This is a genomic window from Coprobacter fastidiosus, assembly GCF_982245605.1.
The window spans coordinates 1-25804 of sequence record NZ_CEVCIF010000016.1 but is presented as its reverse complement, the minus strand read 5'-3'; the positions used below and the strand labels follow the sequence as shown (position 1 = coordinate 25804).

General features: G+C 38.4%; 19 protein-coding genes. 11 read left to right on the top strand and 8 right to left on the bottom strand.

Annotation, left to right across the window (positions count from 1 at the left end):
* Positions 1-155: 155 nt before the first annotated feature.
* The 8 genes from AC0UMU_RS05850 to AC0UMU_RS05815 all read left to right on the top strand — a co-directional run bounded on the left by AC0UMU_RS05850 (position 156) and on the right by AC0UMU_RS05815 (position 12576).
* Positions 156-362 (top strand): winged helix-turn-helix domain-containing protein, encoded by a 207-nt coding sequence (locus AC0UMU_RS05850; protein WP_009319618.1) that lies wholly within the window; start codon positions 156-158, stop codon positions 360-362.
* 337 nt (positions 363-699) lie between these two features.
* A complete protein-coding gene (locus AC0UMU_RS05845; RefSeq protein ID WP_288641125.1) occupies positions 700-1677 on the top strand; it encodes a pectinesterase family protein in 978 nt (325 codons plus the stop codon).
* A gap of 71 nt (positions 1678-1748) precedes the next feature.
* A complete protein-coding gene (locus AC0UMU_RS05840; RefSeq protein WP_288641123.1) occupies positions 1749-3383 on the top strand; it encodes a glycoside hydrolase family 43 protein in 1635 nt (544 codons plus the stop codon).
* Between the two features lie 390 nt (positions 3384-3773).
* Entirely contained in the window at positions 3774-7016 is a 3243-nt protein-coding gene (locus tag AC0UMU_RS05835; RefSeq protein WP_288641122.1) for a SusC/RagA family TonB-linked outer membrane protein, read from the top strand.
* A 34-nt stretch (positions 7017-7050) separates the two neighbouring features.
* The gene (locus AC0UMU_RS05830) at positions 7051-8898 is read left to right on the top strand and encodes a RagB/SusD family nutrient uptake outer membrane protein (protein WP_022390359.1); all 1848 of its coding nucleotides are present in this window, start codon (positions 7051-7053) and stop codon (positions 8896-8898) included.
* 23 nt (positions 8899-8921) lie between these two features.
* Positions 8922-10520 carry a DUF5123 domain-containing protein gene (locus tag AC0UMU_RS05825; protein ID WP_009319623.1) on the top strand — a complete coding sequence of 533 codons (1599 nt, stop codon included), beginning with the start codon at positions 8922-8924 and terminating at the stop codon, positions 10518-10520.
* A 272-nt stretch (positions 10521-10792) separates the two neighbouring features.
* Complete coding sequence (gene purT / locus AC0UMU_RS05820) at positions 10793-11983, top strand: formate-dependent phosphoribosylglycinamide formyltransferase (RefSeq protein WP_009319624.1); 1191 nt, start codon at positions 10793-10795, stop codon at positions 11981-11983.
* Positions 11983-12576 (top strand): acyl carrier protein phosphodiesterase, encoded by a 594-nt coding sequence (locus AC0UMU_RS05815; protein WP_009319625.1) that lies wholly within the window; start codon positions 11983-11985, stop codon positions 12574-12576. Before purT ends, AC0UMU_RS05815 begins: the two co-directional genes overlap by 1 nt.
* A 102-nt stretch (positions 12577-12678) precedes the next feature.
* Here AC0UMU_RS05815 and AC0UMU_RS05810 read toward each other — a convergent pair whose 3' ends face one another.
* From AC0UMU_RS05810 to AC0UMU_RS05795, 4 genes are all read right to left on the bottom strand, one after another.
* The gene (locus tag AC0UMU_RS05810) at positions 12679-13797 is read right to left on the bottom strand and encodes an Mrp/NBP35 family ATP-binding protein (RefSeq protein ID WP_009319626.1); all 1119 of its coding nucleotides are present in this window, start codon (positions 13795-13797) and stop codon (positions 12679-12681) included.
* Positions 13798-13809: 12 nt separating this feature from the next.
* On the bottom strand, positions 13810-14568 hold the full coding sequence (trmB, locus tag AC0UMU_RS05805; protein WP_288641119.1) for a tRNA (guanosine(46)-N7)-methyltransferase TrmB: 759 nt from the start codon (positions 14566-14568) through the stop codon (positions 13810-13812).
* A 162-nt stretch (positions 14569-14730) separates the two neighbouring features.
* A complete protein-coding gene (locus tag AC0UMU_RS05800) occupies positions 14731-17904 on the bottom strand; it encodes a glycoside hydrolase family 2 TIM barrel-domain containing protein (RefSeq protein WP_288641117.1) in 3174 nt (1057 codons plus the stop codon).
* Positions 17905-18175: 271 nt separating this feature from the next.
* Positions 18176-18856 carry a LexA family transcriptional regulator gene (locus AC0UMU_RS05795; RefSeq protein WP_009319630.1) on the bottom strand — a complete coding sequence of 227 codons (681 nt, stop codon included), beginning with the start codon at positions 18854-18856 and terminating at the stop codon, positions 18176-18178.
* Between the two features lie 233 nt (positions 18857-19089).
* Here AC0UMU_RS05795 and AC0UMU_RS05790 point away from each other — a divergent pair, with 233 nt between their 5' ends.
* Positions 19090-19416, top strand: coding sequence for a hypothetical protein (locus AC0UMU_RS05790; RefSeq protein ID WP_022601183.1), 327 nt, complete (start codon positions 19090-19092; stop codon positions 19414-19416).
* 60 nt (positions 19417-19476) lie between these two features.
* On the opposite strand, the gene gap is transcribed toward AC0UMU_RS05790, so the two are convergent.
* The 4 genes from gap to AC0UMU_RS05770 all read right to left on the bottom strand — a co-directional run bounded on the left by gap (position 19477) and on the right by AC0UMU_RS05770 (position 24245).
* Positions 19477-20481, bottom strand: coding sequence for a type I glyceraldehyde-3-phosphate dehydrogenase (gap, locus tag AC0UMU_RS05785; protein WP_009319632.1), 1005 nt, complete (start codon positions 20479-20481; stop codon positions 19477-19479).
* 652 nt (positions 20482-21133) lie between these two features.
* The gene (gene panB / locus AC0UMU_RS05780; protein WP_009319633.1) at positions 21134-21952 is read right to left on the bottom strand and encodes a 3-methyl-2-oxobutanoate hydroxymethyltransferase; all 819 of its coding nucleotides are present in this window, start codon (positions 21950-21952) and stop codon (positions 21134-21136) included.
* 125 nt (positions 21953-22077) lie between these two features.
* Positions 22078-23730 (bottom strand): outer membrane protein assembly factor BamD, encoded by a 1653-nt coding sequence (locus tag AC0UMU_RS05775; RefSeq protein WP_288641115.1) that lies wholly within the window; start codon positions 23728-23730, stop codon positions 22078-22080.
* 140 nt (positions 23731-23870) lie between these two features.
* Positions 23871-24245, bottom strand: a complete 375-nt coding sequence (locus AC0UMU_RS05770) for a hypothetical protein (RefSeq protein ID WP_009319635.1) — start codon at positions 24243-24245, stop codon at positions 23871-23873.
* A 229-nt stretch (positions 24246-24474) separates the two neighbouring features.
* Between AC0UMU_RS05770 and AC0UMU_RS05765 the strand changes: the two genes are divergently transcribed.
* Positions 24475-24933 carry a hypothetical protein gene (locus tag AC0UMU_RS05765; RefSeq protein ID WP_009319636.1) on the top strand — a complete coding sequence of 153 codons (459 nt, stop codon included), beginning with the start codon at positions 24475-24477 and terminating at the stop codon, positions 24931-24933.
* Positions 24934-25160: 227 nt separating this feature from the next.
* Positions 25161-25625, top strand: a complete 465-nt coding sequence (locus AC0UMU_RS05760) for an alanyl-tRNA editing protein (protein WP_031258594.1) — start codon at positions 25161-25163, stop codon at positions 25623-25625.
* Positions 25626-25804 lie beyond the last annotated feature (179 nt).

Below are 25804 nucleotides of genomic sequence, written 5' to 3'. Positions count from 1 at the left end.
TCGACTTGTTACTATTAGGATAGGCTGTTAAAAAATATTTCTATAAAATTTAAACAGACTTTAAATTCAATTTATAAAAATAAAGTCGTATTTTTGCAAAGAACTGTTACTAAAAACGATTTTACAATATTTATTCATTCTAAAATCAACAAGTTATGGACAGAGAAGAAATCGGTTTGAATGCCGGACTCGTATGGAATGCCCTTAATGAAAGCGAAGGTTTAACTTTGAAAGGGCTTAAAAAGGTGACTAAACTGAAAGATAAGCAGTTATATGCTGCTTTGGGTTGGTTGTCACGTGAAGATAAGGTTACTATCGAGGAAGTTGAAGGTGACCTTTTGGTGAACTTGATCAAATACTAATATCTATATAAAGGCTCTGAATAAAGAGCCTTTTGCTATTAAGTATTCTGTAGTGTTTGTAAAAGAAACGGTTTGGAATGTTTTCCTGGACCGTTTCTTTTTCTTTGTGAGTATTTTTTTTTGAGAACAATTTGTTTTATGCTTCTGTTACGTGTGAATTTTTGTTTTCAGAGAATCATATTCGAAAGTATCTCTCCAAAGTCTGTATATATGATTTTTTATCGGAAAATTTAAACAGCTTCTAAAGAACAGGAAAAAATTAGCCCCCTTTTATGTATAATAAAAATGAGAAATTGTATATTGCAGCCTGATTGTATTAATAAATAGAGGATGTTCCATGAAAACATTTGCTTGCACGTTTTTTTTAAGTTTTGTCCTTGTTTTTTCTATTTATGCCGATACCGCTTATCCGGTAATTGTAGTGGCTCAAGATGGTAGCGGAGACTTTATAACTATACAGGATGCTATTAATTCTGTCCGTGATTTTACCCCTGTACCCCGTGTAATACATATAAAAAAAGGCATTTATTATGAAAAGGTAGAGATTCCTTCATGGAAATGCGACATAACATTAAAAGGTGACGGTCCGGAGGAGACTTTGATTTATTATGATGATTATGATTCGTTGCGCCGGATGGGGACATTTCGTACTTATACCTTACAAATACGAGGGAATCGTGTAACGTTGGAAAATCTTACGGTAGAGAATCGGGCGGGACGAGTCGGGCAGGCCGTAGCATTGCATGTAGAAGGAGACTGTGTGGCTGTTCGTAATTGTCGGTTGTTGGGAAATCAAGATACATTGTTTACAGGGAATGAGAATAGCCGGCAATATTACGATCGGTGTTATATAGAGGGAACTACCGATTATATCTTCGGTCCGGCGACATGTTGGTTTGATCATTGTATTCTTCACAGCAAATCCGATTCTTATATTACTGCGGCATCTACGCCGGAGAATCATAAGAACGGTTATGTTTTTTATAAGTGTAATTTGACTGCTGCAGAAGGAGTTGTTAACGTGTATTTAGGTCGTCCTTGGAGACCATATGCCTCGGTGGTATTTTTAGAATGCAGGATGGGAAAACATATTCGTCCGGAGGGATGGCATAATTGGCGAAATGCAGCAAATGAAAAAACTGCCCGTTATGCCGAGTATGCTTCTGCCGGCGAAGGTGCAGACCCTGAATCCAGAGTTTCTTGGTCATCGCAATTGGATGAAGATGATGTGTCTTTATATATTCCCGAATCTGTTTTGGGAGGGGATTGGTTTAGAAAAACGTGTGTTGAAAGTGTGTATAAAAAATCCTCGTAATTTGTCGAAATTTCCCCCTTTTGATTTTGTATGGTGTTTATTTTTGCACTGCAACTAATTTAATAAGTGCTATGAAGAATATATGGACTGCTGTAATTTGCCTATTACTTTGTTGGGGAACAGTTTCTGCACAATCTTATGTCTCGCAAGTATGGGTCTCCGATTTGGGAAACGGAAAGTATAAGAATCCTGTTTTAGATGCTGATTATTCTGATCCGGACGTTTGTCGGGTAGGCGATGATTATTATATGACATCTTCGAGTTTTGCATGTATACCTGCCCTTCAGATTCTTCACTCTAAAGATATGGTGAATTGGCGTATTATAGGAACAGCTATTGAACGCTTGCTTCCGGAAGAACGCTTTTCTCAGATGCAACATGGAAATGGGGTTTGGGCACCCAGTATAAGATATCATCAGGGAGAGTTTTATATTTATTATGGTGATCCCGACACGGGAATTTATATGGTAAAATCTAAAGATCCTGCCGGGAAATGGGATAACCCCGTATTGGTAAAAGCTGCTAAAGGGATTATCGATACTTGTCCGTTATGGGATGAAGACGGTAATGCTTATATAGTACATGGCTATGCCGGAAGTCGTGCCGGTCTGAAAAGTATTTTGGGATTGATCCGTATGACTCCGGACGGGACACAGGCGATCGGGGAGTCCAGAATTATTTTTGACGGACATATTGGCAATGCAACGATAGAAGGTCCTAAATTTTATAAGCGAGACGGCTGGTATTATATTTTTGCTCCTGCCGGAGGTGTACCGACAGGCTGGCAGACAGTTTTACGGTCTAAAAATATATGGGGTCCGTATGAGTGGAAAATTGTGATGGCTCAGGGAAATACGAATATAAATGGACCTCATCAGGGAGCATGGGTAGATACTCCGGATGGAAAAGAGGATTGGTTTTTTCATTTTCAAGATAAAGAAGCGTATGGTCGCGTAGTTCATTTGCAGCCGATGAAGTGGGTTGACGGATGGCCTGTAATCGGAGTCGATAAAGATGGGGATGGTTGCGGGAGTCCTGTGTATTCTTATAAGAAACCGAATGTCGGGAAAACTTATTCTATTGAAACGCCTGCAGAAAGCGATGAATTCGACTCTTTAGAGTTAGGTTTGCAATGGCAATGGCAGGCAAATCCTAAACCGATATGGTATTTTTGTGACGGAGGTAATAGTTTGTTACGGCTTTACTCTTATTATACCGAAAATCAGGTTAATTTATGGGATGTCCCGAATTTGTTACTACAAAAATTTCCAACGGAAGATTTTACGGTGACAACGAAGGTCTCATTTGCGCCTTCTTCTAAATATACTGGAGAACGGACAGGTTTGGTTGTAATGGGGGCAGATTATGCCGTGTTGGCAATTGAAAATCGTGCGGACGGATTGATCTTGGTACAGAATGTGTGCCGTAAGGCTGATAAGAAAGGAAAGGAAGAGGAAAATGCGTCGGTAAAGTTATCTGATAATACGTTGTTTCTTAGAGTAAAGGTTAAGAAAGATTCCGAGAAAGAAGCTATCTGTTCATTCAGTTATAGTGTAGATGGCAAGAAGTTTATTTCTTTGGGAGAAAACTTTACGGCGAAACCCGGTAAATGGATCGGTGCTAAAGTGGGATTGTTTATTACTCGCCCTAAAGCCGTCAATGATGGAGGTTGGGTGGATATAGATTGGTTTAGAGTAACGAAATAGCTTTTAAAAGTTTTATTTGAAGATATTATCAAAAAATCCTATAAAAGTGACAATTTATGCTCATGTTGCCGTTTGTATTCGGTGTATTTTTGGGCTTGTAATATGATAGCCGTGTGAAATTGTAAGAGTTCATTTTTAGTTTTTCGATAGAGAAAGTTGTCCAGAAAAACAGTCGTTTGATTGGACTTGAACAGTCTCCGGAGAAATAAAAAATAAAAGATTGAATATGTATGACTTGTAAAGTCGAGTGCGTGGTTATTTTGAGAAAAAGGTTGTCCTGAAAAAACGATCGTTTCATCGGATGCCTTTTGTAATACCGGAAAACATATCTTTTTGATAGTTTCATGAATTTAATAAATCATATATCATTAACATTAAATCCAAGTACTAATGAACGAAAATCTGAAATTGAGAAGTTTGGGTATTCTTCTGTTGATGTGCTTATTAAGCTTTGGTGCGTATGCTCAGGGACGACAAGTTTCTGGTACGGTTACCGATGCGAAGGGTGAGCCTCAAATCGGAGTATCTGTCGGAGTGAAAGGTACTACTCAGGGTACTATGACCGATATCGACGGTAAATTTAAAATTAAAGTTCCTTCGGATAAGTCGGTTCTGCGTTTTACTTATGTGGGTTTTAAGTCTCATGAAGTTACGGTGGGAAAACAATCGACATTTAAAATCGTGCTTCACGAAGAGGCGAAAGATCTTGATGAGGTGGTTGTAATCGGTTATGGTACAGTGCGTAAAGGTGAGTTGACCGGTGCAACGGCTTCTATTAATGAGAAGATGTTAAAGGATATTCCTGTAGCGTCTGCAGCCGAAGCCTTGACCGGACGTTTGTCAGGGGTACAAGTGACGACGACGGAAGGTTCTCCTGATGCGGAAATACAGATACGTGTACGTGGGGGAGGTTCTATAACTCAAGATAATTCTCCTCTTTATATTGTAGATGGTTTCCCGGTAAATAGTATCGGAGATATCTCTCCTTCGGATATAAAGGATATGCGTGTGTTGAAGGATGCTGCGTCTACTGCTATTTATGGGGCACGTGGAGCTAATGGGGTTATTCTTATTACGACAAAAGAGGGTACGGAAGGGAAAATCACCGTTGATTTTAATGCTTATTGGGGAGCTAAGAAGATCACCAAATATTTGGATATGATGAGCCCTTATGATTATGTAATGTGGCAATATGAGTTAGATCCCAGTTCCAAGACAACTCCGGAGACCGGTTTTAATCGTCTTTATGGAGCTTATCAAGATTTGGATATTTATAAATCTAAGCAGGGAACGAATTGGCAGAAAGAGGTTTTCGGCCGTACGGCATTTCAGCAAAATTATAACTTGAATATTAGCGGAGGTTCTAAAGCTACCAAATTCAGTTTAGGATTGAATCATATTGATGAGAATAGTATAATGATAGGCTCTGGATTTCAGAAGAGCAATATCAATTTTAAGTTGAAAACCGAAATCAATAAGCATTTAAGCTTCGATTTCAATACCCGTTTGAACTATCAGATTGTTGATGGCGCAGGAGTTTCTTCGGGGAGCGGTTCGACTACCCGTTTGCGTAATTCGCTGAAGTATGCGCCGGTAAAGGGGATCAGTTCTTTCGGTGTCGATCAGGAGTATGATGACGATGATGATGTTACATCTTCCAGTTTGCTGTATAATCCGGTAGAGTCTACAAATGATGAATACAAGAAACGAAAAAGATTCTCAAATAACTATCAGGCTGCGGTTAATTGGAAAATTATCAAGCCGTTGACTTTTCGGAGTGAATGGGGATATGAATTTAAGCGCGAACATACTGAGCAAGTTTGGGGGCCTTCGACCTCGACTGCTAAAGGAGAAGCTGGTAAACCATCTGCAACTTTTACAAAGGTAGACGGATCTTCATATCGTATCGCTAATACATTGACTTATGATCAGAGAAATTTTGTGAAGGGTCATAATTTGAATATCGTGTTGGGACAAGAGGTTTATGCTCAGGATTCGGAAGAACTGGTAGCTAACTCAAAGTTCTTTCCTCAATCGATGACAACCAGTGAAATATTGGCTATGATGTCGGCGGGAAAGGCTCAGCCTACGGAAACGACGATTGCTTTGCCGAATCGTCTGTCTTCATTCTTCGGACGGATTAACTATTCTGCATTAGATCGTTATTTGGCTACGGTAACTTTCCGTGCCGACGGATCGAGCAAATTTGCAAAGGGTAATCGTTGGGGATTCTTTCCTTCTGCAGCTTTTGCTTGGAGAGTTTCCGGTGAGCCTTTTATGGTTGACTATGACTGGATATCGGATTTGAAAATACGTGTAAGTGTGGGTACTGCCGGAAATAACCGCATCTCGGATGGCCTTTGGAAAAATACTTATAATGGTACGGAGAGTGTGAAGGATTATTATATTAACGGGGAGATCGTTTCTTATTTAGTTCCCGGGAAACAGTTGGCAAATCCGGATCTGAAGTGGGAGACGACATTGACCCGGAATATCGGTGTCGATTATTCGTTTTGGAATTCTCGTGTTTCCGGAGCTCTCGATTTTTATTGGAATACGACACATGATCTGTTGATCGAAGCTCCTATCGCTTCGAGTAGCGGTTATACAACACAATATCAGAATTTCGGACGTACCTCGAATAAAGGGATCGAGTTCAATGTAGATGCCTTGATCGTAAATAAGAAAGATTTTTCTTTGAGTGCATCGTTCAATATCGGCTTTAATAAGAATAGAGTAGAAAAGTTTAAGAACGGAGAATCTAATTATAAAACATATTCTTCTAGGTGGAATGGAAATAGTGCTGCTCCTTTTGATGATTATATTATCCGTGAAGGTGAAGCTGTGGGGCAAATGTACGGGTATATTACCGGAGGTATGTACACTTTTGATGATTTCGATTATATAGGAACGGGGACTTATCCGTATAGATTGAAAGGTGATACTGACGGATCGAAAACAGAAGCGGCTGCTTCTTTGATAGGTGCTAAATATTTTGGTCCTGGATCATTGAAATTGGTAGATAAAGATGGAAATATAGCTACCAGTACGGATGCTAAGACTGTGATCGGAAATGCCAATCCTGATTTGATCGGAGGGTTTAACCTGACAGCTCGTTATAAGGGATTTGACTTGTCGGCATTCTTTAATTTCTCTATTGGTAATGATGTGTATAATGCGAATAAAATAGATAATTCTTGTTATTCCGGATCACGGAAATACAATAATCTTGTAGAAGAGATGAAGAACCGATTTACCTATATCGATCCGGCAACCGGTTATCTGGCATATAATGATCCTGTAAGATTGGCAGAGATCAATAAAAATGCGACGATATGGAGTCCGTATATGACAACTGCCGTTTTACACTCGTGGGCAGTAGAAGACGGATCGTTTTTACGGTTTAATAATCTGACATTGGGTTACACTTTCCCCAAACGTTGGGTTAAGAAACTGGGATTGACTAATCTTCGCATTTACGGAACAGTTTATAATGTTTGCGTGATTACCGGATATAGCGGATTTGATCCGGAAGTAAGTACTCGTAACAGTACGGCCATGACTCCGGGTGTAGATTATTCTGCTTATCCGAAGAGTCGTTCATTCATCGGTGGTGTTAATGTAAGTTTCTGATCGTAGGATGTATAACTCTAAAAATCGATTTAAAATGAAAAAAACAGCATATTTATTATTGTCGGTACTTTGCTTCGGTTTGGTTTCGTGCGAAGATTATTTGGACACGGATTCTGCCTCTTATTTGTCTCCGGATATCGTATACAACTCAATTGCATATACCGATCAGGCAATCTTGGGTATTTATGCTCAATTACCTCAAGATCAGATTTATGGCTCTCGGCTGCAGTTTACCTACGGATCGGGAAGCGATTGTGATACTTATGGAACTTCTAATCCTACGGATACGAAGAATTCCGGTTTGGCAAATTATAACGGGACTTCTGATAATACAGCTATTTCTAAAGAATGGGATGCAATTTATAAGACGATAGAGATGGCGAGTGTCGCTATTGACGGTATCCGGAACAGTGAATTGTTAAAATCCGGAACAGTTGATGAACAAGCTCAAATGAGAGAATATCTCGGGGAGGCTTTGACTTTGCGGGCACTGCTTTATTTTGAAGTAGTTCGGAATTTCGGAGACGTTCCTTTTAAGGATGAGCCGACCAATAGTGATGGGTCGAATATTTATCTGCCGGCAACGGATAGAGATGAAATATATGAACATATTATTGCTGATGCCGAGGAGGCTGCCGGGTATTTGCCTTGGTTGGAATCTTCTGCTAATGTGGAACGTGTGTCAAAGGGTTTTGCTTATGGGTTGGCTGCTCGTATGAGTTTGGCTTGTGCCGGATATTCTATGCGTAATCTTCCGGGCTTCCCTTTGAAAACTCCTGATTTTTCTGTACAGAAGTCTTATTATGAGAGAGCATTGAAAAATTGCAATGCGATTATTAAAGATCCGAATAATCCTCATGGTCTGGAAGACACTTTTGCGAAAGTGTTTGATAACCAGACTCAGCAGAAATATGGAGAGAAGAGTGAAGATCTGTTTGAAGTCGGTCTTGGTCTCGGACTTAGCGGTGAGGTAGGATATACTTCCGGTGTTCGTTTTTATCAAAGTGCGATTTATGGGCGTAATAATTCGGTGCAAGTTGTGACCAATGCTTATTATTTGTATAGTTTTGATCGGGATGATATGCGTCGTGATGTAACTATCGCTCCGTATAATTATAATAAATCGGGAACGGAAAAAGAAGAGATGTTTAGTAATCTGTATGAATTTACGTTTGCAAAGTGGGATGTGCGTAATTTGAAAGCTTATATTACACAGAATAAAGAGGCCACGAATAAATTGATGACGGGTATCAATTGGTGTATTATGCGCTATTCGGATGTGTTGTTAATGGCTGCGGAAGCAAATGTATGGCTTGCGGAGAATGGCGGTGATGGAAACCTTGGTGAAGCCCGTGCTTATGTGAAAGAGGTGCGGAGACGTAATTTCTCTGATGCTTTGCAGGCTACGAAAGTAGATGCTTATGTCGATAATGCTTCTGATTTGATGCAGGTGATCAAGGATGAACGTATGTTTGAATTCGGAGGAGAGGCGATTCGTAAATTCGATTTGATACGTTGGGGAGAATTGAGTCAGAAAGTTGCAGAGTATCGTACGACTTTAAAACAAATGTATGCAGGAGAATATGAGATAACTCTGCCGGAACTTGTTTACTTTAAGTATAATTCCGACGGATCTACTATCGATAAATCGTCTGTCGATTATTTTGGTGAAAACGGTGTTCCTGAAGGTGTAGAAGGAAAAGATTGGGATAGCGTGAATTGGTTTAAGAAAAAGGATACGGATATCGCTAAAGCCAGTGATAAGATCGATGCTATTTTGGGCGGATTGGATAAAGTTTATTATTGTCGCCATCTGTTCCCGATCCACGAATCGACTATCAGCTCATCTCAAGGCAAACTGTCTAACAGTTACGGATTTTAATTAACCATTAATACTACGTGAAAATGAAGAATATAAAATATATAATTTTGTCTTCGGTCATCGTACTGGCAACGGGGCTTGTTTCTTGTCTCGATTCGGAGTTCGATGTGGATGAAAGCTATAATCGGTTGTTTTCTCCGGTCTCTTTTGAGACGACGAATGAAACTTCGACGACTGTCGATTTTACATGGAAAAATATTCCGGCAGCCAGCTATTATCTTATAGAGCTGAGTCTTACGGAAGATTTTGCCGAAGTTTATAAAACATACGGAGAGAATCAGGAAATAACAACAAATGCTTATACGGCAACGGGGCTTACTCCGAATACGGATTATTGGGCACGTATCAAGTGTATGTCTACTCAGGGAATACCTGAATCTAAGTATTCTCAGGTGATAACTTTTACTACAAAAAAACTGGTAAACGTGGAATTTTCTACCACGGTAGATGCAACATGGATACGTTTGTCATGGATAGTTCCGGAGGGATCGGTCAATAATGTGACAAAGATTGTTTTAAAAGATGCTGCGGGTGCGATCGTAAAGTCGGTTGAGGATGCTGCGGAGTTAGCTGATAATACTCTTCTTTTTGAAAATCTGACCGCATTGACGACTTATCATTGGGAGGCTTATGACGGGGCGACACTCTTCGATGAAGATGATGTAACAACTTTGCCCGATGTGCTTCCGGGTACCGATATTATAGAAATCGATAACACGACTACTGAGAATATCAATACATTGATAGCGGCAACTACACAAGGGAATATTTTGATCAAAATTGCTGCGGGGACAACTTTGAATGTAGTAACGGAAGATGGCTCTGATACCGGCTTTATCATTCCGGTGGGTAAATCTGTAACGATAAAAGGTATTGTTACTGAAGCGAACCGAACCAATTTGCCGATAATTAAAATGAAAGAATTCAATTTTACTCAAATGCCGTCTCTGACTCTTGAGAATGTTCATATTATCGGTTCTGGGACGCAAGCTTCTTATGTGATAAAAGGTGAGGCAGATCAGACTCAACTCGATAAGATAGAGATCGATAATTGCATTATCGAAAATATGCGTGGAATATTCAGTTTACGCAGTACGTCGCCGTTAGCTCCGGAAGTTACGGTAAATAATACGACAATAAGAGATCTGAAAGATTATGGAGTATTCCAAAGTGAAGCCAGTGCGGGAGGAGGATATAAATCGATTGTCGTAACTAATTCGACGTTCGATGGCATTCAGTATTTATTACGGGCAAAGAATGCTCCTACGGCTTATAATGTTATTTCATTCTCGGATTGTACATTTAATAAGACGGTTTTGGATGGCAAATATTTAGTAGATTTAGCTAATGCCACTCAATCTTTGACTACATTCGAGTTTGTAAATTGTATTTTCGGGTCGGCTTATTCGGGAACTCCTAAAGTGACTAAAGCTCCGACCAAACCGACATTTACGAATTGTTATAAAACAACAGATTTTGCTCCTTCATCGATGGATGGTGTAATCGATTATGAAAAGTCGGCGGCAGATTTGTTTACTGATCCTTCTTCCGGAAATTTCTTGATTAAGGATGCATCCTTTATTGGAAAGGATAGTGCCGGTGATCCTATTTGGAGACCATAATACGCTTTAAATACTTGGATGAGAGAAGGGGTATCCGGATATTACGGATGCCTCTTTTCGTTTTTATTCTATTCTAAATTTTCCGATAAGGAAATATTATCAGGTTATTTTCGAATTTTTTACTTGTCGGATAACCTGCTATCCTCCTCGTAAAAACGAAAGAAATTCTCAAACCGATCCCCGAGTAAAACTTTGACAAGCTCTTAATTTTCAAAACTTATTTTTATATTAATTTTTTGATGTACCTTTGAGGACACACAAAACAGACGAATATGACAAAAATAGGAACAACCTTATCTGAAGTCGGTAAAAAAGCTCTTCTATGCGGTTCAGGAGAGTTAGGTAAAGAAGTTGCAATCGAATTGCAACGGTACGGAGTAGAAGTCGTAGCTCTGGATAAATATCCTAATGCTCCAGCTATGCAAGTAGCTCATCGTTCATATGTCCTTTCGATGTTGGACGGAGTACGTTTACGGGAAATTATAGAGGCGGAGAAGCCTGATTATATTATTCCGGAAGTAGAAGCGATCGCTACTTCTACTTTGGTGGAACTTGAAAAAGAAGGGTTTCATGTTACTCCTACGGCGAATGCCGCTTATCTGACGATGAATCGGGAGGGGATTCGCCGATTGGCAGCCGAGACTTTAGGTATAAAGACTTCGACATATAAATTTGCTTCGACTCGGGAAGAGTTTAATGAGGCGGTTAAAACAATCGGAGTCCCGTGTGTGGTGAAGCCTATTATGAGTTCTTCAGGACACGGACAGAGCCTTGTGCGTTCGATGGCAGATATGGATAAAGCGTGGCAGTATGCACAGGAAGGCGGCCGGGCGGGAGCTGGTCGTGTAATTGTCGAGGGATTTGTGGATTTCGATTACGAGATTACGTTATTGACCGTGCGGCATATAGGAGGGACGACCTTTCTTAAACCGATCGGACATCATCAGGTCGACGGTGATTATCGGGAGTCTTGGCAACCGCAAGCTATGAGTGCAGAAGCGTTGAAACGGGCAGAAGAGATTGCCGGGAAAATAACGAACGCATTAGGCGGCTGGGGAATTTTCGGTGTGGAATTGTTTGTGAAAGGGGATGATGTGATTTTCAGTGAAGTTTCCCCGCGCCCTCATGATACGGGTATGGTAACAATGATTTCTCAAGATTTGTCGGAGTTTGCTTTACACGCCCGTGCTGTTTTGGGCTTACCTGTTCCGGGAGTACGTTTTTATCGTCCTTCGGCTTCGAAAGCAATTGTTGTAGAAGGAGATACGGATAAGGTAGAGTTCGACAATCTGGAAGAAGTGTTGTCCGAACCGGATGTTCAATTGCGTATTTTCGGTAAAGCGGAAGTGAAAGGACACCGTCGGTTGGGCGTGATTCTTGCCAGTGCCGATACAGTGGAGGAGGCGCTGGCTAAAGCGGAACGGGCTTATAAGAAACTAAAAATAAATGTTCTTCCCAGATAATGAATTATCTGGCACATATTTATCTTTCGGGCAGTTCTCCGCAAATTAGAGTAGGCGGCTTTATCGCAGATGCTGTTAAAGGAGGTATTCCGGAACATTATCCGTATAAGTTGAGATCAGGAATTCGTTTGCATCGTTTGATAGATAATTATACCGACCATCATCCGCTTGTACGGGAGATGGTCGCTCTTTTAAATCGGGAGTTCGGACGGTATGGCGGTATTCTTCCCGATCTTTTTTTCGATCATTATTTAGCAAGAGATTTTGAAAATTATTCCTCAGTTTCCTTGTCCTCTTTTTCCCGAAAATTTTATTTTGATTTAGTTTTGAATTATTCTTATTTGCCTGTTCGTATCCGTCGTTTTATGTGGCATTTTATATTTACTAACCGGTTGTGCTGTTATCGTACCGTAGAAGGATTGATGGAGTCTGTCGGAATTATGGTAGAGTATCGGGGTGTGCCTTTCGATATAAATAAATTGCAACGATATTTTGTCGATAACTATGATTATTTTCAAGATTGTTTTTATTCTTTTTTTCCGGATGTGACGAATTATGCAGAGAGTATGAGGCCGGAGGAGTGTAGTCGGTGAAGATTTAGACAGGCTTTTAGAAGTATAAAAATGAATTTCACCCTTTCTGTCTGTAAATCAGGAAAGGGTGAAATCTATTGTTATATAATATAAAACAGTCTCTTACGGTTTTACAGTTTTATGGGTCTCTACGATTTGGGTCGGTTTCTGTGTCTTGTTTCGAATATCGGTAGCTTCTACGACAGAGCGAGCCAAATCGGCAAAAGCCATGCCGGTAATCGAGTCGGGATCGAGAGCTACGGGTTTGCCGATGTCTCCACCCTCACATATACTTTGTACGATCGGTATTTGTCCCAGTAGTGCGATATTTAGTTCTTCGGACAAACGTTTTCCTCCTTCTTTCCCGAAAAGATAATATTTGTTTTCCGGGAGTTCTGCCGGAGTAAACCATGCCATGTTTTCGACAAGTCCGAGTACTGGGACATTAACTTTCTCGTTTGTAAACATATCGATTCCTTTACGGGCATCGGCAAGTGCAACTTCTTGTGGTGTTGTTACTACGATTGCTCCGGTAATGGCAAGGGTTTGTACAATAGTCAGATGTATGTCGCTTGTACCAGGGGGTAAATCGAGAATAAAATAATCGAGTTCTCCCCAGTCGGCATCTGCAATTAATTGTTTGAGAGCATTACTTGCCATTCCGCCTCGCCATATGATTGCGCTATCCTTATCTACAAAAAAACCGATAGATAGTATTTTTATGCCGTATTTTTCAACCGGAAGAATCAAATCTCTACCACCTATTTGTTCTACGTATGGGCGTGCATCTTCTACATCGAACATTTTGGGAACGGAAGGGCCGAATATATCGGCATCCAATAATCCGACTTTGTAGCCTTGTTGTGCTAAAGCTACGGCAAGGTTAGCAGCTACGGTCGATTTCCCTACACCTCCTTTACCTGATGATACGGCAATGACGTTCTTGACTTGTGGCAATAGCTTCCCCGGTTCGGGACGTTGGGCTTGTCGGGACTTGATGTTGATGTTTCCTTTTATATCGACATCTTCCCCGACATATGTGAGGATTGCTGTTTCTGCAGCTTTTACAACTGATTTTATGAATGGATCATTCGGTTTTTCGAAAATAAGAGAAAAGCTCACTTTATTTCCGTCGATGCGGATATCGTCTTCTACCATACCGGCAGATACAAGGTCTTTTCCGTTTCCCGGATAACGCACTTTACTTAGTGCGTCTGTAATAAGTTTAGGATATAATGCCATAATAATTTGTATTTATATTCTGCTTGAATTTGCACTTCGTTTACTGCGATTAAAACTCCGGTAACTATCGAATTCTATTTCGACTTGGGGTTCGATGAGAACGGGTCTCGGTTCGCAGATAAATTGTATATATTTGATTGATAAACCTCTTTCGAGCCATTGTTGTTCGTAGAAGGTTTTTATTTCGAGTATCTCGTCGGTTATATCTGAATTGTAGAGGTCATCGGTCTGTATATTGACCGGATAATGATTTGCCTTGATCATTTCACAAGTATAAGTGTACATGAAATTGCTGTCGCTTTTCAGGTGAATGATTCCGTTGGGTTTAAGTATTTGCCGGTATAGATCCATAAAACGGGTTGAAGTGAGTCTTTTCCGGACTTTTTTCATTTGGGGATCGGGAAATGTAATCCAGATCTCTGAAATTTCGTTTTCTGCGAAAAATTCTGTAATGAGCTCGATATTTGTCCGGAGAAATGCAACGTTTGCGATACCGTTTTCCAAGGCGTCTTTAGCTCCTGTCCACATACGTGCCCCTTTTATATCTACTCCGATAAAATTTTTTTCAGGATACTTTCGGGCTAATCCTACGGCGTATTCTCCTTTTCCGCATCCCAATTCGAGAACGATAGGATTATTATTTTTGAAAAAATCGGAATTCCATTTTCCTTTCATTTCGAATCCTTTTTCTCGTAATGTGGAGAAAGGGAATTGGAATACGTGGGAGAAAGAATTCATATCATCAAATTTTTGTAGTTTGTTTTTGCCCATAAACCTGTTCTTGATAAATATTAAAAACTTAGCGAAGATACGGATTTTTTGATAAATTATTAGAACGTTGAGCCTTGAAGTATGAATGAATAATCGTAATATACGATATCTACTGAAAAGAGATTGCGGAATCAACTTAATTCAGTAGATATCGAGATATCTTTATTTTGCAGAGATTATGAATTTGTATTGATATTTACCCGGTTTTATCTGATATTTTTGCAGTACGGGCAGTCCCCACGAGCAATCTCCGCCTACACCCATTTGGTTGCAATCGATATCGACGATGATATTGTTATGCATTTTCAGTTCAAAATCATGAGTGGTTTGTTCAAGAGTGCTTATGGTATATGGCCATGCACTTGCACAAAACGGCTCTCCTACTGCTGAGAATTGTAGTTGATGAGTTCCTTGACTGAATCGTAACCAACGTATGCCTCCTCTGTTCGAATTTTCTTGGGGGCGTACGTATGGAGTAGTCCATTGGTCCAAAGTCGTTTGGTATATACCTATTGCAGCTCCGGATTCTCGATCTATGTAATTTTCGTGCGGTCCTCGTCCATACCAATCTATATTCTGGAGTTCTTTTTCTATTTCGAATTGTAATCCGATACGGGGAATGTTAGGAAGGTCTTGGGGTATGGAAATGTTATAGTCGATTTCAATAGTTCCGTTGGCGAAAATTGAATGTTCTATGGTGGCGGTTGCTTTAGAATCGGTGAATGTATATTCTCCTTTGATGACGGTTTTGTCTTTGTCCGACGAAATAATCTGGAATTGTTGTACGGTGTAGCACAGACCTGCGTCTTGCCAGATTTTCATTTTTTCTCCTACTTTCCAACCTCTGTCATTATCGGTCAATGCTCTGCGGAAGTTGAATCGTACGGGAACTTTGATGAGTTCTTTGTTATTGATCGAATAAGAGGATAACATTCCGTTTTTACGATTGAATTTTACTTCGAAAAAGTCTCCTTTGATCGTATATAGAGTGTCGGACTCGTATAATATTGCCGGATTTGAGGCTTTTGGCATTGCTAATGTGATACTGGGTTTTATATCGTTTAGCTTGAATTGTTCCCATGCTACCGTAAAGCCTTCTTTTGCCCAGATTTCTGGCTCTCTTAGTTGCATGGATATTTTTAGAAAGTTTTCTTTTTTAAGGTCATATCGTATGTGGTCGGGTAATGTTATTTTTCGAGAGGAGCATGGGGAAACGGAGATTTCCGGCAATATGCCTTCTGATGTTATTTTCCCGTTTTCTTGTATCTGGTATTTGAAGTCGTATTTATTGAGATCAGTTGTTAACAATCGATTTGTCACATCGATCGTGAGCGGTTGGCTATCTATCAATCTAAATGCGACAGGCTGATAAACTTTTTGCATTTCATAGTAGTGGGGGTGCGGAATGCGATCGGCACTTATCAACCCATCGATGCAGCCGTTCTTGTCATTTGGAAAATCTCCGAAATCCCCTCCGTATAAATATCCGGCTGAGGGATTGCTCGGGTCTTTCCATAGTGCTTGATCTACCCAATCCCAAATAAATCCGCCGATGAGCATATCGTGCTTGTAGATCAGTTCCCAATAGTCGATTAAATCTCCGAGACTATTTCCTTGGGCATGAGCATATTCACTTAGCAGGAACGGTTTTCCCGACGGGTATTTTCCATGTTGTTCTATGCTGGTCGATTCTCCTCGTTCTCCTTTTCTTACGGCTTTTCCTTTCAGATGTTGCCGTAGCCAGTCTGCTGTGGGATAGGTCTGGCTGTCTATGTCTGCCACTCTGTTCATATCGGCATATTGGATTAATCGGAGTTCCGGATCATATCGGTGAGTTATTTTCCGCATTTCTACAAAGGCATTTCCATATCCGGCTTCGTTTCCCAAAGACCACATTGTAACGCAAGGATATTGTCGGTCTCGTATGACCATTCGTTGCATTCTGTCGATACAGGCTTTGCTCCATTCGGGAAGGTCGGCAGGAAGAACTTTTCTCAGGTAGCTTAATCCGTGGGATTCGATATTCGGTTCGTCCATTATCATAATTCCGTATTGATCGCACAGTTCATACCATCTGGGGTCATTCGGGTAATGGGCATTACGTATAAAGTTGACATTTCCTCGTTTCATGAGCTCGAGATCTTTGATCATTTCTTCTTTTGAAATTACCCACCCTTGATCTGGTGAAAATTCATGTCGGTTTACTCCTCTGATTTTAAATTTTTTTCCGTTCAAGAGTATTTTATTCCCGTCTACTTCTATTTTACGAAAAGCAACGGGAAGTTTATAGGCCTCGATTGTTTTTCCTTTTTTGCTCAACTCAACGAGAACTTTATATTGTATAGGAGATTCGTCGTACCATAGTTGTACGGTGTCTAATTCTATGGCAGGCAATTTGCTCTCTTTCCCGAATCCGGGAGCGAAATCTTTGATCTTAAAATTTTTATTGACCAGTTTCTTTCCTAATGGAGAAAATACCGATATATTTATTTTGTAGTCACTGTCTCTTTTTTCGGTAAAATTGGCAGGAGTGTAATGTAGGTTTATTTTGCCTTTGTGTGAAGATAAATCTAATTCGGGTTGGGCGTATATATCCCATAAAGATATTTTGGGCACGGCACGAATGAACACATCTCTGAAAATGCCGCTTAATCTCCAGAAGTCTTGGTCTTCGAGATATGAACCGTCACAATATTTATAGACTTCGATGGCTAAAAGGTTTTCTCCTTTTTTGAGGTATTTATTGATTGAGAATTCTGCCGGAAGCCGAGGATCTTGGGTGTAACCGACTTTTTCTCCGTTGATCCATATAAATGCTGCAGGTCCTGCTCCGGCTAAATGAAGGATAATCTCTTTATCGTTTCCCCACTCCTCTGGTAGCAGAAATGTCCGGCAGAATGATCCTACAGGGTTTCGCTGTTTAAAAGTCGTATATTTGTGATTAGGCTCATCCATAATAAAAGGCGGATTTACTTTGAATGGATAAGTAGAGTTGACATATAAAGGTGTTCCGTAGCCTTGCCGTTCTATTATAGAGGGGACTTCGATTTTTTTCCAGTCATTGCGGTTGAACTCTGGTTTATAAAAGTTTACGGGTCTTGATTGAGGATCGGGAGACCAGAAAAAGTCCCATTTGCCATTTAAAGATTTGACCCATACAGAATGTTCGTAATTTGTGTTTTGGGCTTCTTGTGCCGAGGGAGCTGGCCAGATTGCCGTTCGTGGCGGTAATTTGTTGATTCCTATTATGTTTGCATCTTGAATTTCTGGTGGAGTTTGTGCAAAACAGGGAAGCGTTGCTGATAACAGCAAAACGGTTTTAAAAAAGTGTTTCATGTTGTGTGTGTATTGGTTATGTTTTCAAATGTAGAAATTTATTCTGAATATTACAATGTGAAAAAAGTGCGAAGGATGGCAGATTTCTTAAAAAAGAAATGGTTGCCTCCCGGCAACCAATCTTTGTTATTAACCTTAAATCTAAATACCATGAAAAACTGATACAAATATAAGCTATAAAAGTTTTTTCCACCAAATTAATCCTTAATTTTCTGCTTTGTTTTAAATTTAATTAGTTAAAACTTGATATTTTATTAACAATTGTAATTTATTACATACGGCTATCGAAACGAATGATGTTCTCGACAATGAATAAATCCCGAATTTCTGATTTGTGAATTTCTATGTCATCGTATTCGGGATTGGCACTTCTGAGGATTACCATATCTCGATCGGTGTGTTTCCGTATATATTTGACCATGCGATAGTCGTCTAGTAATACTACGTAAATTTGTCCCCAAAATATAAGGTTAGGATTTTTGACTTCTCTGATGGCTACCATATCTCCGTTGCAAATGACCGGTTGCATACTGTCTCCACTTACCCGGACGATACTATTTTCGTTATTTATGAACGGAACGTCTATCGACCCGATGAGGTTTTCTGTCGAGAATATGAGACTCCTTCCTATGGGGCCGGCAGTAACATCTATATCATATACTTTAGCTCCTCTTTGCCCATTGGTGTGTATGACATTTGTCGGTAAAGATATTGTTTGGCGGTGTGCAGCCATATAGTATTTTTCTCCTTCACCGGAATTGAGCCACTCTTTGGATATACCCAAACTGACAACAATTTTATTTAATAGGGAATCGCTAATGGGAAGTTTTCCATTTATATGTTTTGAAAAATTGGAGCGGTCTATTTTAATGCGGTCGGCAAATTCGTTTTGAGAAATATTCATTTCTTTGATTAATTCTCGAATGCGGGATATAAGTTCTTCTTGAGGCATAATAATTTTTTTAAGGGTATGATTTTATAATTATAGCATAAATGTATGGTTTTATAACTATAATTTTGTGGTGTCAAAGATAATGATAAGGATTATATATCACTATATGATTCTTGCTTTTATATGGTTTGTAAATGGTTAATTAACAATTAATAACGTGCTTATATCCTTTTCGGTCTTTTGTGTAATTTAGAGGTAATGGGTATGAAATTGGGGTAAAATAATGAGAAGATATGGGCGCAATAGAAAAAGGAGGTGTTGTAATTATGAGAATAGATGCCGTACAATTAGCATTGTTATGTGCGAGTCATTTTATTATTTTTTTTTCTTATGATGATGTGTGTGGAGTACGGTATCGATCTGATTATGATGTAGAGTTTAAGGGCAAGAATTTGTCTTTATGGTGTGAAGTAAAGTTTGATAAAATGAAGAGGAAACTTGTTCAATTCCGTTTTGATGCTGATTTGAGATATGAAGACGGAGAGGTTGAGATTATTGGATCAGTCCGGGATGCTGCTCGAAAAGCAATTTGTTTTATTAATGAATATCTTACTGGATAATTTGGTTATAAAAAAGGGCATCAAATTTGATGCCCTTTTTTATTGTATATCGTGAAATACTTATTTTACAGTATCCATGTGTGCAATTAAATCCAGAACTTTGTTTGAGTAACCGATTTCGTTGTCATACCAAGAAACGATTTTTACGAAAGTCGGGGTTAATTGAATACCTGCATTCTTATCGAAAATAGAAGTGCGAGGATCTCCTAAGAAGTCAGAAGAAACAACTGCGTCTTCAGTATATCCGAGTATACCTTTCAATTCGCCTTCAGAAGCTGCTTTCATTGCTGCGCAAATTTCTTCGTAAGTAGCCGGTTTTGCCAAATTTACAGTTAAGTCTACAACAGAAACATCCAAAGTCGGGACACGCATAGACATACCGGTCAATTTACCATTCAACGAAGGGATAACTTTACCTACGGCTTTTGCTGCACCTGTAGAAGAAGGAATAATGTTACCAGAAGCTGCACGACCACCTCTCCAGTCTTTCATAGAAGGACCGTCAACTGTTTTTTGAGTTGCAGTAGTTGAGTGAACAGTAGTCATCAAACCGTCAAGGATTCCGAATTTGTCGTTAAGAACTTTAGCGATAGGAGCTAAACAGTTTGTTGTACAAGATGCGTTAGATACGATCGGTTGTCCTGCATAAGTGTTGTGGTTAACACCACAAACGAACATAGGAGTATCGTCTTTAGAAGGAGCAGACATAACCACACGTTTAGCACCGGCTTTGATATGAGCTTCAGCTTTTTCTTTAGTCAAGAAAAGTCCTGTTGATTCAACTACGTATTCTGCGCCGATAGCATCCCATTTTAAATCTTCGGGATTTCTTTCTGCTGTTACGCGGATAGCTTTTCCGTTTACGATTAATTGGCTTTTTTCAACGTCTGCTTCGATAGTACCGTCGAATTGACCGTGCATTGTATCATATTTTAGCATATATGCTAAATAATCTACTGGGCAAAGGTCGTTGATACCTACAATTTCAATGTCATTTCTTTTTTGAGCTGCACGGAAAACGAAACGTCCGATACGTCCAAAACCGTTAATACCTACTTTAATCATTGTAATAAAACTTTTAAGGGTTTATTATAAAATACAAATTTATTCTCTGTACGTGTCTTGTTTAGAAAACAAAGCACTTCATTTTTATTTGCGTTGCAAAGGTAAGCATTTTATTTATAAACAACGCATTTTCTGCTTAAAAATAAAGAAAAAATTCTTTATTAAAATTTTCAGATTAAAGCTTTTAGCTTATATCCTTCTATTTTGCTTTCTCCGGATTACAAAATGATCTTTTTGACTTGAAGTGTTAACTGATTGTCTTGTTTTGCGTAATAATAGTTAAAAATTAGCATTTTGCTTTTGATGAATTTGGAGAATAAGAAATCTTCGGGTATATTTGTATCAGTTTTTTCATGGTATTAGATTTAAGGTATTAAAGAATTGGTTGTCGGGAGACAACCCTTCTTTTTAAAAATGTAAGCGAAGACTATTTTATATAAAACAATAAGCGCGTTGAGTGGTAATTATTCCCCAACGCGTTTTCTTTTGTCAGAGATATTCGGGGTTTTATTTGGATTGCAATAGGAGCGATTTCCAAGAATTTTCAGTTTTGTAGAATGATAGAATGGTTGATTTTCTGTGATCTGTAAAGATAAAAAACCGATCGATATAGGATTCAAAAGTCCTATATCGATCGGTTTTAGACAAATTCTTAATATTGTTCTTTTTCGTTGGGGAAATCTCGTGTTTTCACATCATTAATATATGCTTGTACGGCTTCGGTTATTACTGTGTGTAGATCGGCATATCTGCGCAGAAATCTCGGCGAAAAGCCTTTGTTGATTCCCAACATATCGTGCATTACCAAGACTTGTCCGTCTGTGCCATTTCCTGCTCCGATACCGATTGTAGGAATACTTAGCTCGGTAGAGACACGTTCAGCCAATTTTGCGGGAATTTTTTCGAGGACGATAGAGAAGCATCCGATCTCTTCAAGTAGATGTGCATCTTTGATCAGTTTTTGGGCTTCTGCCTCTTCTTTGGCTCGGACGGTGTAAGTGCCGAATTTGTTAATGGATTGGGGAGTTAATCCTAAATGTCCCATAACGGGTATTCCTGCGCTTAATATTCTCTCGATAGATTCTCTTATTTCTTCTCCTCCTTCCATCTTTACACAATCAGCTCCGGTTTCTTTCATGATCCGAATTGCAGATGCGACTGCTTCTTTGGAATTACCTTGATAAGATCCGAAAGGCATATCTACGACAACGAGTGCCCGCTTGACTGCTTTTACTACAGAAACTCCGTGATATATCATCTGATCTAATGTCATCGGTAAGGTGGTTATATTTCCTGCCATAACATTAGATGCGGAGTCTCCTACTAATATAACATCCATGCCGGCTTGGTCTATAAGGCTGGCCATAGAATAATCGTATGCTGTAAGCATAGATATTTTTTCTCCCCGTTGTTTCATTTCAGCTAAGCGACGGGTGGTTACTTTTCGTAAATCTTCAGTATAAGTTGACATGCTGTTCTTTTAATTATTATTTGGCGACAAAGGTAAATCTTATTTTCGGGATTATGAGATCCGATGATAAAGAAATATCCGGTATTCAAATTTTGAATACCGGATATTTCTAAAATTTATTACTTTTATTTATAAGAATAATATTCTATATCACGTTGTATCATCTCTTTTACTTTCCCGTCATTATATTGAGTTCGGGTTGTCCAGTTGCCTTGTGTGTCGTAGGTATATTCATACGTTATCTCGCTTGATTTTCCATTTGTATTTATACTGTCTTTGGATAAATCTCCCTTATCATTATATGTGTAGGTATGTACTGTTTTGAGCCTTCCATTGATATTTGTTTCATTTTGTTTTTTGTTGTTGCTAAAAGTTGCCGTTGTAGTATTCTTGGGCAGATTAGCTTTAAAAATTTTAGTTGAAACAAGGCTGTCGTTTGCGTTATAGGTATATTGTGTTTTTATGCCACCTTTAACTCCTGTTACGAAATCGGTACGCTCTATTAATCGGTTATTTGCATCATATTTGAAAGTACTTTGTGTCGTTTCCCGCTTTTTAGTATTGACGAAAGTGATTTTTTGTAATAATGAGCCTTTATAAATATATTTTTCATTTCCTTTTGCCGTTACAACAGAGCTTAATGTGTTGTCAGGGTGGTAATAATACTGTTTTCCTTGTGTGCTCGACCCGGAAGTTTGTTCGTGAAGTGTTAGCTGCCCCAATTCGTTGTATGTATTTCTTATATTGCTTGTAGTGGTTTTTCCGTTTGTGTTTTTTGTTTCTACTTTTTCGAAAGTCGTTTTTACATAGCCTTTCAATCCTTCAGCTTCTGTATGAAATTGGGACTTGTTTATCAAGGCCATTTTTTCATTCAGCTTTTCTATATATGGAGAATTCGGGTGATCTGCTATAAATTTGTTGTAAGCATATAAGCTCATTCCGTTTATGAAATGGTTATAGTCGATATCTTCAATAATTTTGGTGATTTCATCTTTTTGGGGATGAGTCGGATATCTTTGTAAAAGATTTACGTATGCTTCTTTAGTGTTTTGCTCTGTTGCATATTTGTATGCAAGTTGGTAAATCCGGTTTTGTGCTTCGGGGACAAGTTCCGATTGTGGGTATTGTTGTATAAACGCACTGTAAGCCTCTATTGTATTGTCTAATTTTGAGAATATTATTTTATCGGCGAGACGGGTAATCTCGGGAACTCTCTCAGATTCGGGATAATGAGTTAGAAAATATTTATAGCTATCTATATCTGCTTTTTCTATTGCGTTATTATATGCGATATCCTCTTGTAGCTGTTTGGCTTCTTGAAGATAAAAACATTCGTTGCAGGCTTCGATTGCCCGTGCAAAGGCAGCTTCTGTATTGTTTTTCTTTGCATCGTTGAGAATATTTTCTTCGATCTGTTTTTTAATTATAGCAAAAGATGTTTTGTGTTTGGTCAAAAATTTTTTGACATCTTTATCTTGTTGATGTGTAATTGTGGTGTTGAGTAAAGCATAAGCTCGATATGGATCATAACCTTTATATTCAGGTGTATTGAACAAAACGCAGTCGCAAATATCTACTAAAATCAGGTCGCTTTTACTGTCTGTCGTATATACTTTATTTCGTTTTTCTACTGCTTTGGAGATTTTTTTTTCTTGAAGCAACTCGAATATTTTGTTCGCTTTTTGAGCATGAACCGTAAATGATGTTAGTAAGCATGTCGATATAAATAGATAAGAAAAAATTTTACTGTATGGTCGAAAAGTGATGAGCTGTTTCATAATCTTCAATTATTATAATACGCATTAAATCAAGATTCCTTAATTTTTGTACTTTTTGGTAATTGCAAATATACTATTCTTGTATCATAAGTTGCAAATATCTTGCTCTTTTTTTGAGTTTTAAGCTGTATATATAAGTTTTATAGTTCTTGTTGGACGGGACTCTTTTTATTTTGAAATTCGTATATTCCGGTTAAGATTAGTTTTAGTAATTCGCTACTTTGTTCGAAAAAAGCTTTGGCTAAAGTTACATTTATGGCAGAAGCCTGAGACAACATTTGTATAATATGGATAGCTTTGTGTAGTTCTTCTATCGCTGTATTGAGTCTTTTAGGGGTGTTTACGCTGGCATAATCCATACAAATTGCATCGATAAGTCCTCCTGTAGTTATGATGCTATTTGTAAATTGTTGCATGAATATTACTGTAAAAGAAGGGGTATTTGTGTTTTTGATTAAATCTGTCGCTATCTGAGTAACAGATTGACTTTGAAGCATTAATTCTTTGCGATTCATAATTCTGTTTTTTTTGGTATGGTATATGTACTTTTATTTATAAAATTAAAGAACAAACAGTGTGCAGAATCTTGACATATTTTGTAATTATTCGATTAATATCTTAATTATTAATTGTTTGTTGGATTGATGTGAAGGATTTGTTTTTTCTTGTTTTGAAAATGACCTTTTCAAAATGGAAAAGAGATTTTGCTAAAATGGAAAATATTCATAAAGGAATAATTTAAATATGGTACTTGAAAAAGAAGATTGTCGCGTTAGCACAAAATTAATGGCGGTAGAGCCGGATGTTTTTATCCTCAAAGTTAAGTCTGATTATAGTTTGCCATTGTATCAGTTTTCTACTCGTGTATTTCAGGTCTTGGAACAATTTAATGTTGCTGTTGTGCGAACTATTAGTTCTGGAGTTTGCTATACGTTGATTATAAATAAATTATGTCAAAAAGAAGATTTGTGTAATGCGTTGAGTAAGTTTGCAAAGGTCGATTTGTTTACGGGGTGTGCGGCGATTTTTATGAAATGGAAAGATCGTTTGCTCGCTAATGAGTTTGCTATTCAATTAAACTATCATATACCTGTGATGTTGATTTCTTATGATATTGAACTTTGTTCATTTTGTATTTGTGTTGATCGTAAAAATATAAATTTTGTTCAAAAAATTATTCCTTGTTTAAAAGGAGATGTGTGACCGTGCAGATGTTTTCTCGAATTTTGTCGTTATATTTGTCTCTCTAAAGGCTATGTTGTAGGAATAGTCGCCGGTTATATTGTGACGATGGATTTGTGTAGATGATTTTATTTTTGGAATGGAAATTTGAAAAAAGAATAGCTATTTACAGATAAAGATTTCCCCGATTGTAAATAAAATTCGATATGCTATCTTTATCTATAGATTATATGGCAAATAGTGCTATTATGGAACAACAATTACAATTGAATGAGCATAATAAACAAGAATATCCGCCAATGCATACGGTGGAACATATTTTGAATAGGACTATGATGAATTTGTTTGGATGCGGAAGAGCTGTTAGTGCACATATTGAAAAGAAAAAATCAAAGTGTGATTATCTTTTAGCCGAAGCACCTACAAAAGAACAGATACAGAAAGTAGAGCAATGTGTAAATGATATTATAAAGCAAAATTTACCTGTGACTTTTGATTATATTTCTAAAGAAGACGCTTGCGATAAATTTGATATGAAGCGTTTGCCGGATCATGTCAGTGAAACGGTACGTATTGTGCGTATTGGAGATTATGATGATTGTCTTTGTGTTGGTTTGCATGTAAAAAATACTTCAGAAATAGGACAGTTTGTGATTGTCAGTCATGATTATGCAGACGGGCGTTTGCGTATTCGTTTTAAATTGGTGCAATAAAACTGTCTATAGAAAAGTAATCGGAGGAATTTTTTTTATGTAACCGTTGGGTATATGAGATTTTGCGGAAAAGAGGTAACGCTGAGCCCGAGTGAGCATAAAGAAAGCTCAACATCCCTATCACGTAGCTTTTTATTCAAAAAAGTTTTGTGTATAATTGAGTTATTTGCAGGCAGTTA

Bases quoted from the DNA above. Each gene is read 5' to 3' on its own strand.
- AC0UMU_RS05850 (WP_009319618.1), top strand. From the start codon at position 156: ATGGACAGAGAAGAAATCGGTTTGAATGCCGGACTCGTATGGAATGCC.
- AC0UMU_RS05845 (WP_288641125.1), top strand. From the start codon at position 700: ATGAAAACATTTGCTTGCACGTTTTTTTTAAGTTTTGTCCTTGTTTTT.
- AC0UMU_RS05840 (WP_288641123.1), top strand. From the start codon at position 1,749: ATGAAGAATATATGGACTGCTGTAATTTGCCTATTACTTTGTTGGGGA.
- AC0UMU_RS05835 (WP_288641122.1), top strand. From the start codon at position 3,774: ATGAACGAAAATCTGAAATTGAGAAGTTTGGGTATTCTTCTGTTGATG.
- AC0UMU_RS05830 (WP_022390359.1), top strand. From the start codon at position 7,051: ATGAAAAAAACAGCATATTTATTATTGTCGGTACTTTGCTTCGGTTTG.
- AC0UMU_RS05825 (WP_009319623.1), top strand. From the start codon at position 8,922: ATGAAGAATATAAAATATATAATTTTGTCTTCGGTCATCGTACTGGCA.
- purT (WP_009319624.1), top strand. From the start codon at position 10,793: ATGACAAAAATAGGAACAACCTTATCTGAAGTCGGTAAAAAAGCTCTT.
- AC0UMU_RS05815 (WP_009319625.1), top strand. From the start codon at position 11,983: ATGAATTATCTGGCACATATTTATCTTTCGGGCAGTTCTCCGCAAATT.
- AC0UMU_RS05810 (WP_009319626.1), bottom strand. From the start codon at position 13,797: ATGGCATTATATCCTAAACTTATTACAGACGCACTAAGTAAAGTGCGT.
- trmB (WP_288641119.1), bottom strand. From the start codon at position 14,568: ATGGGCAAAAACAAACTACAAAAATTTGATGATATGAATTCTTTCTCC.
- AC0UMU_RS05800 (WP_288641117.1), bottom strand. From the start codon at position 17,904: ATGAAACACTTTTTTAAAACCGTTTTGCTGTTATCAGCAACGCTTCCC.
- AC0UMU_RS05795 (WP_009319630.1), bottom strand. From the start codon at position 18,856: ATGCCTCAAGAAGAACTTATATCCCGCATTCGAGAATTAATCAAAGAA.
- AC0UMU_RS05790 (WP_022601183.1), top strand. From the start codon at position 19,090: ATGGGCGCAATAGAAAAAGGAGGTGTTGTAATTATGAGAATAGATGCC.
- gap (WP_009319632.1), bottom strand. From the start codon at position 20,481: ATGATTAAAGTAGGTATTAACGGTTTTGGACGTATCGGACGTTTCGTT.
- panB (WP_009319633.1), bottom strand. From the start codon at position 21,952: ATGTCAACTTATACTGAAGATTTACGAAAAGTAACCACCCGTCGCTTA.
- AC0UMU_RS05775 (WP_288641115.1), bottom strand. From the start codon at position 23,730: ATGAAACAGCTCATCACTTTTCGACCATACAGTAAAATTTTTTCTTAT.
- AC0UMU_RS05770 (WP_009319635.1), bottom strand. From the start codon at position 24,245: ATGAATCGCAAAGAATTAATGCTTCAAAGTCAATCTGTTACTCAGATA.
- AC0UMU_RS05765 (WP_009319636.1), top strand. From the start codon at position 24,475: ATGGTACTTGAAAAAGAAGATTGTCGCGTTAGCACAAAATTAATGGCG.
- AC0UMU_RS05760 (WP_031258594.1), top strand. From the start codon at position 25,161: ATGGAACAACAATTACAATTGAATGAGCATAATAAACAAGAATATCCG.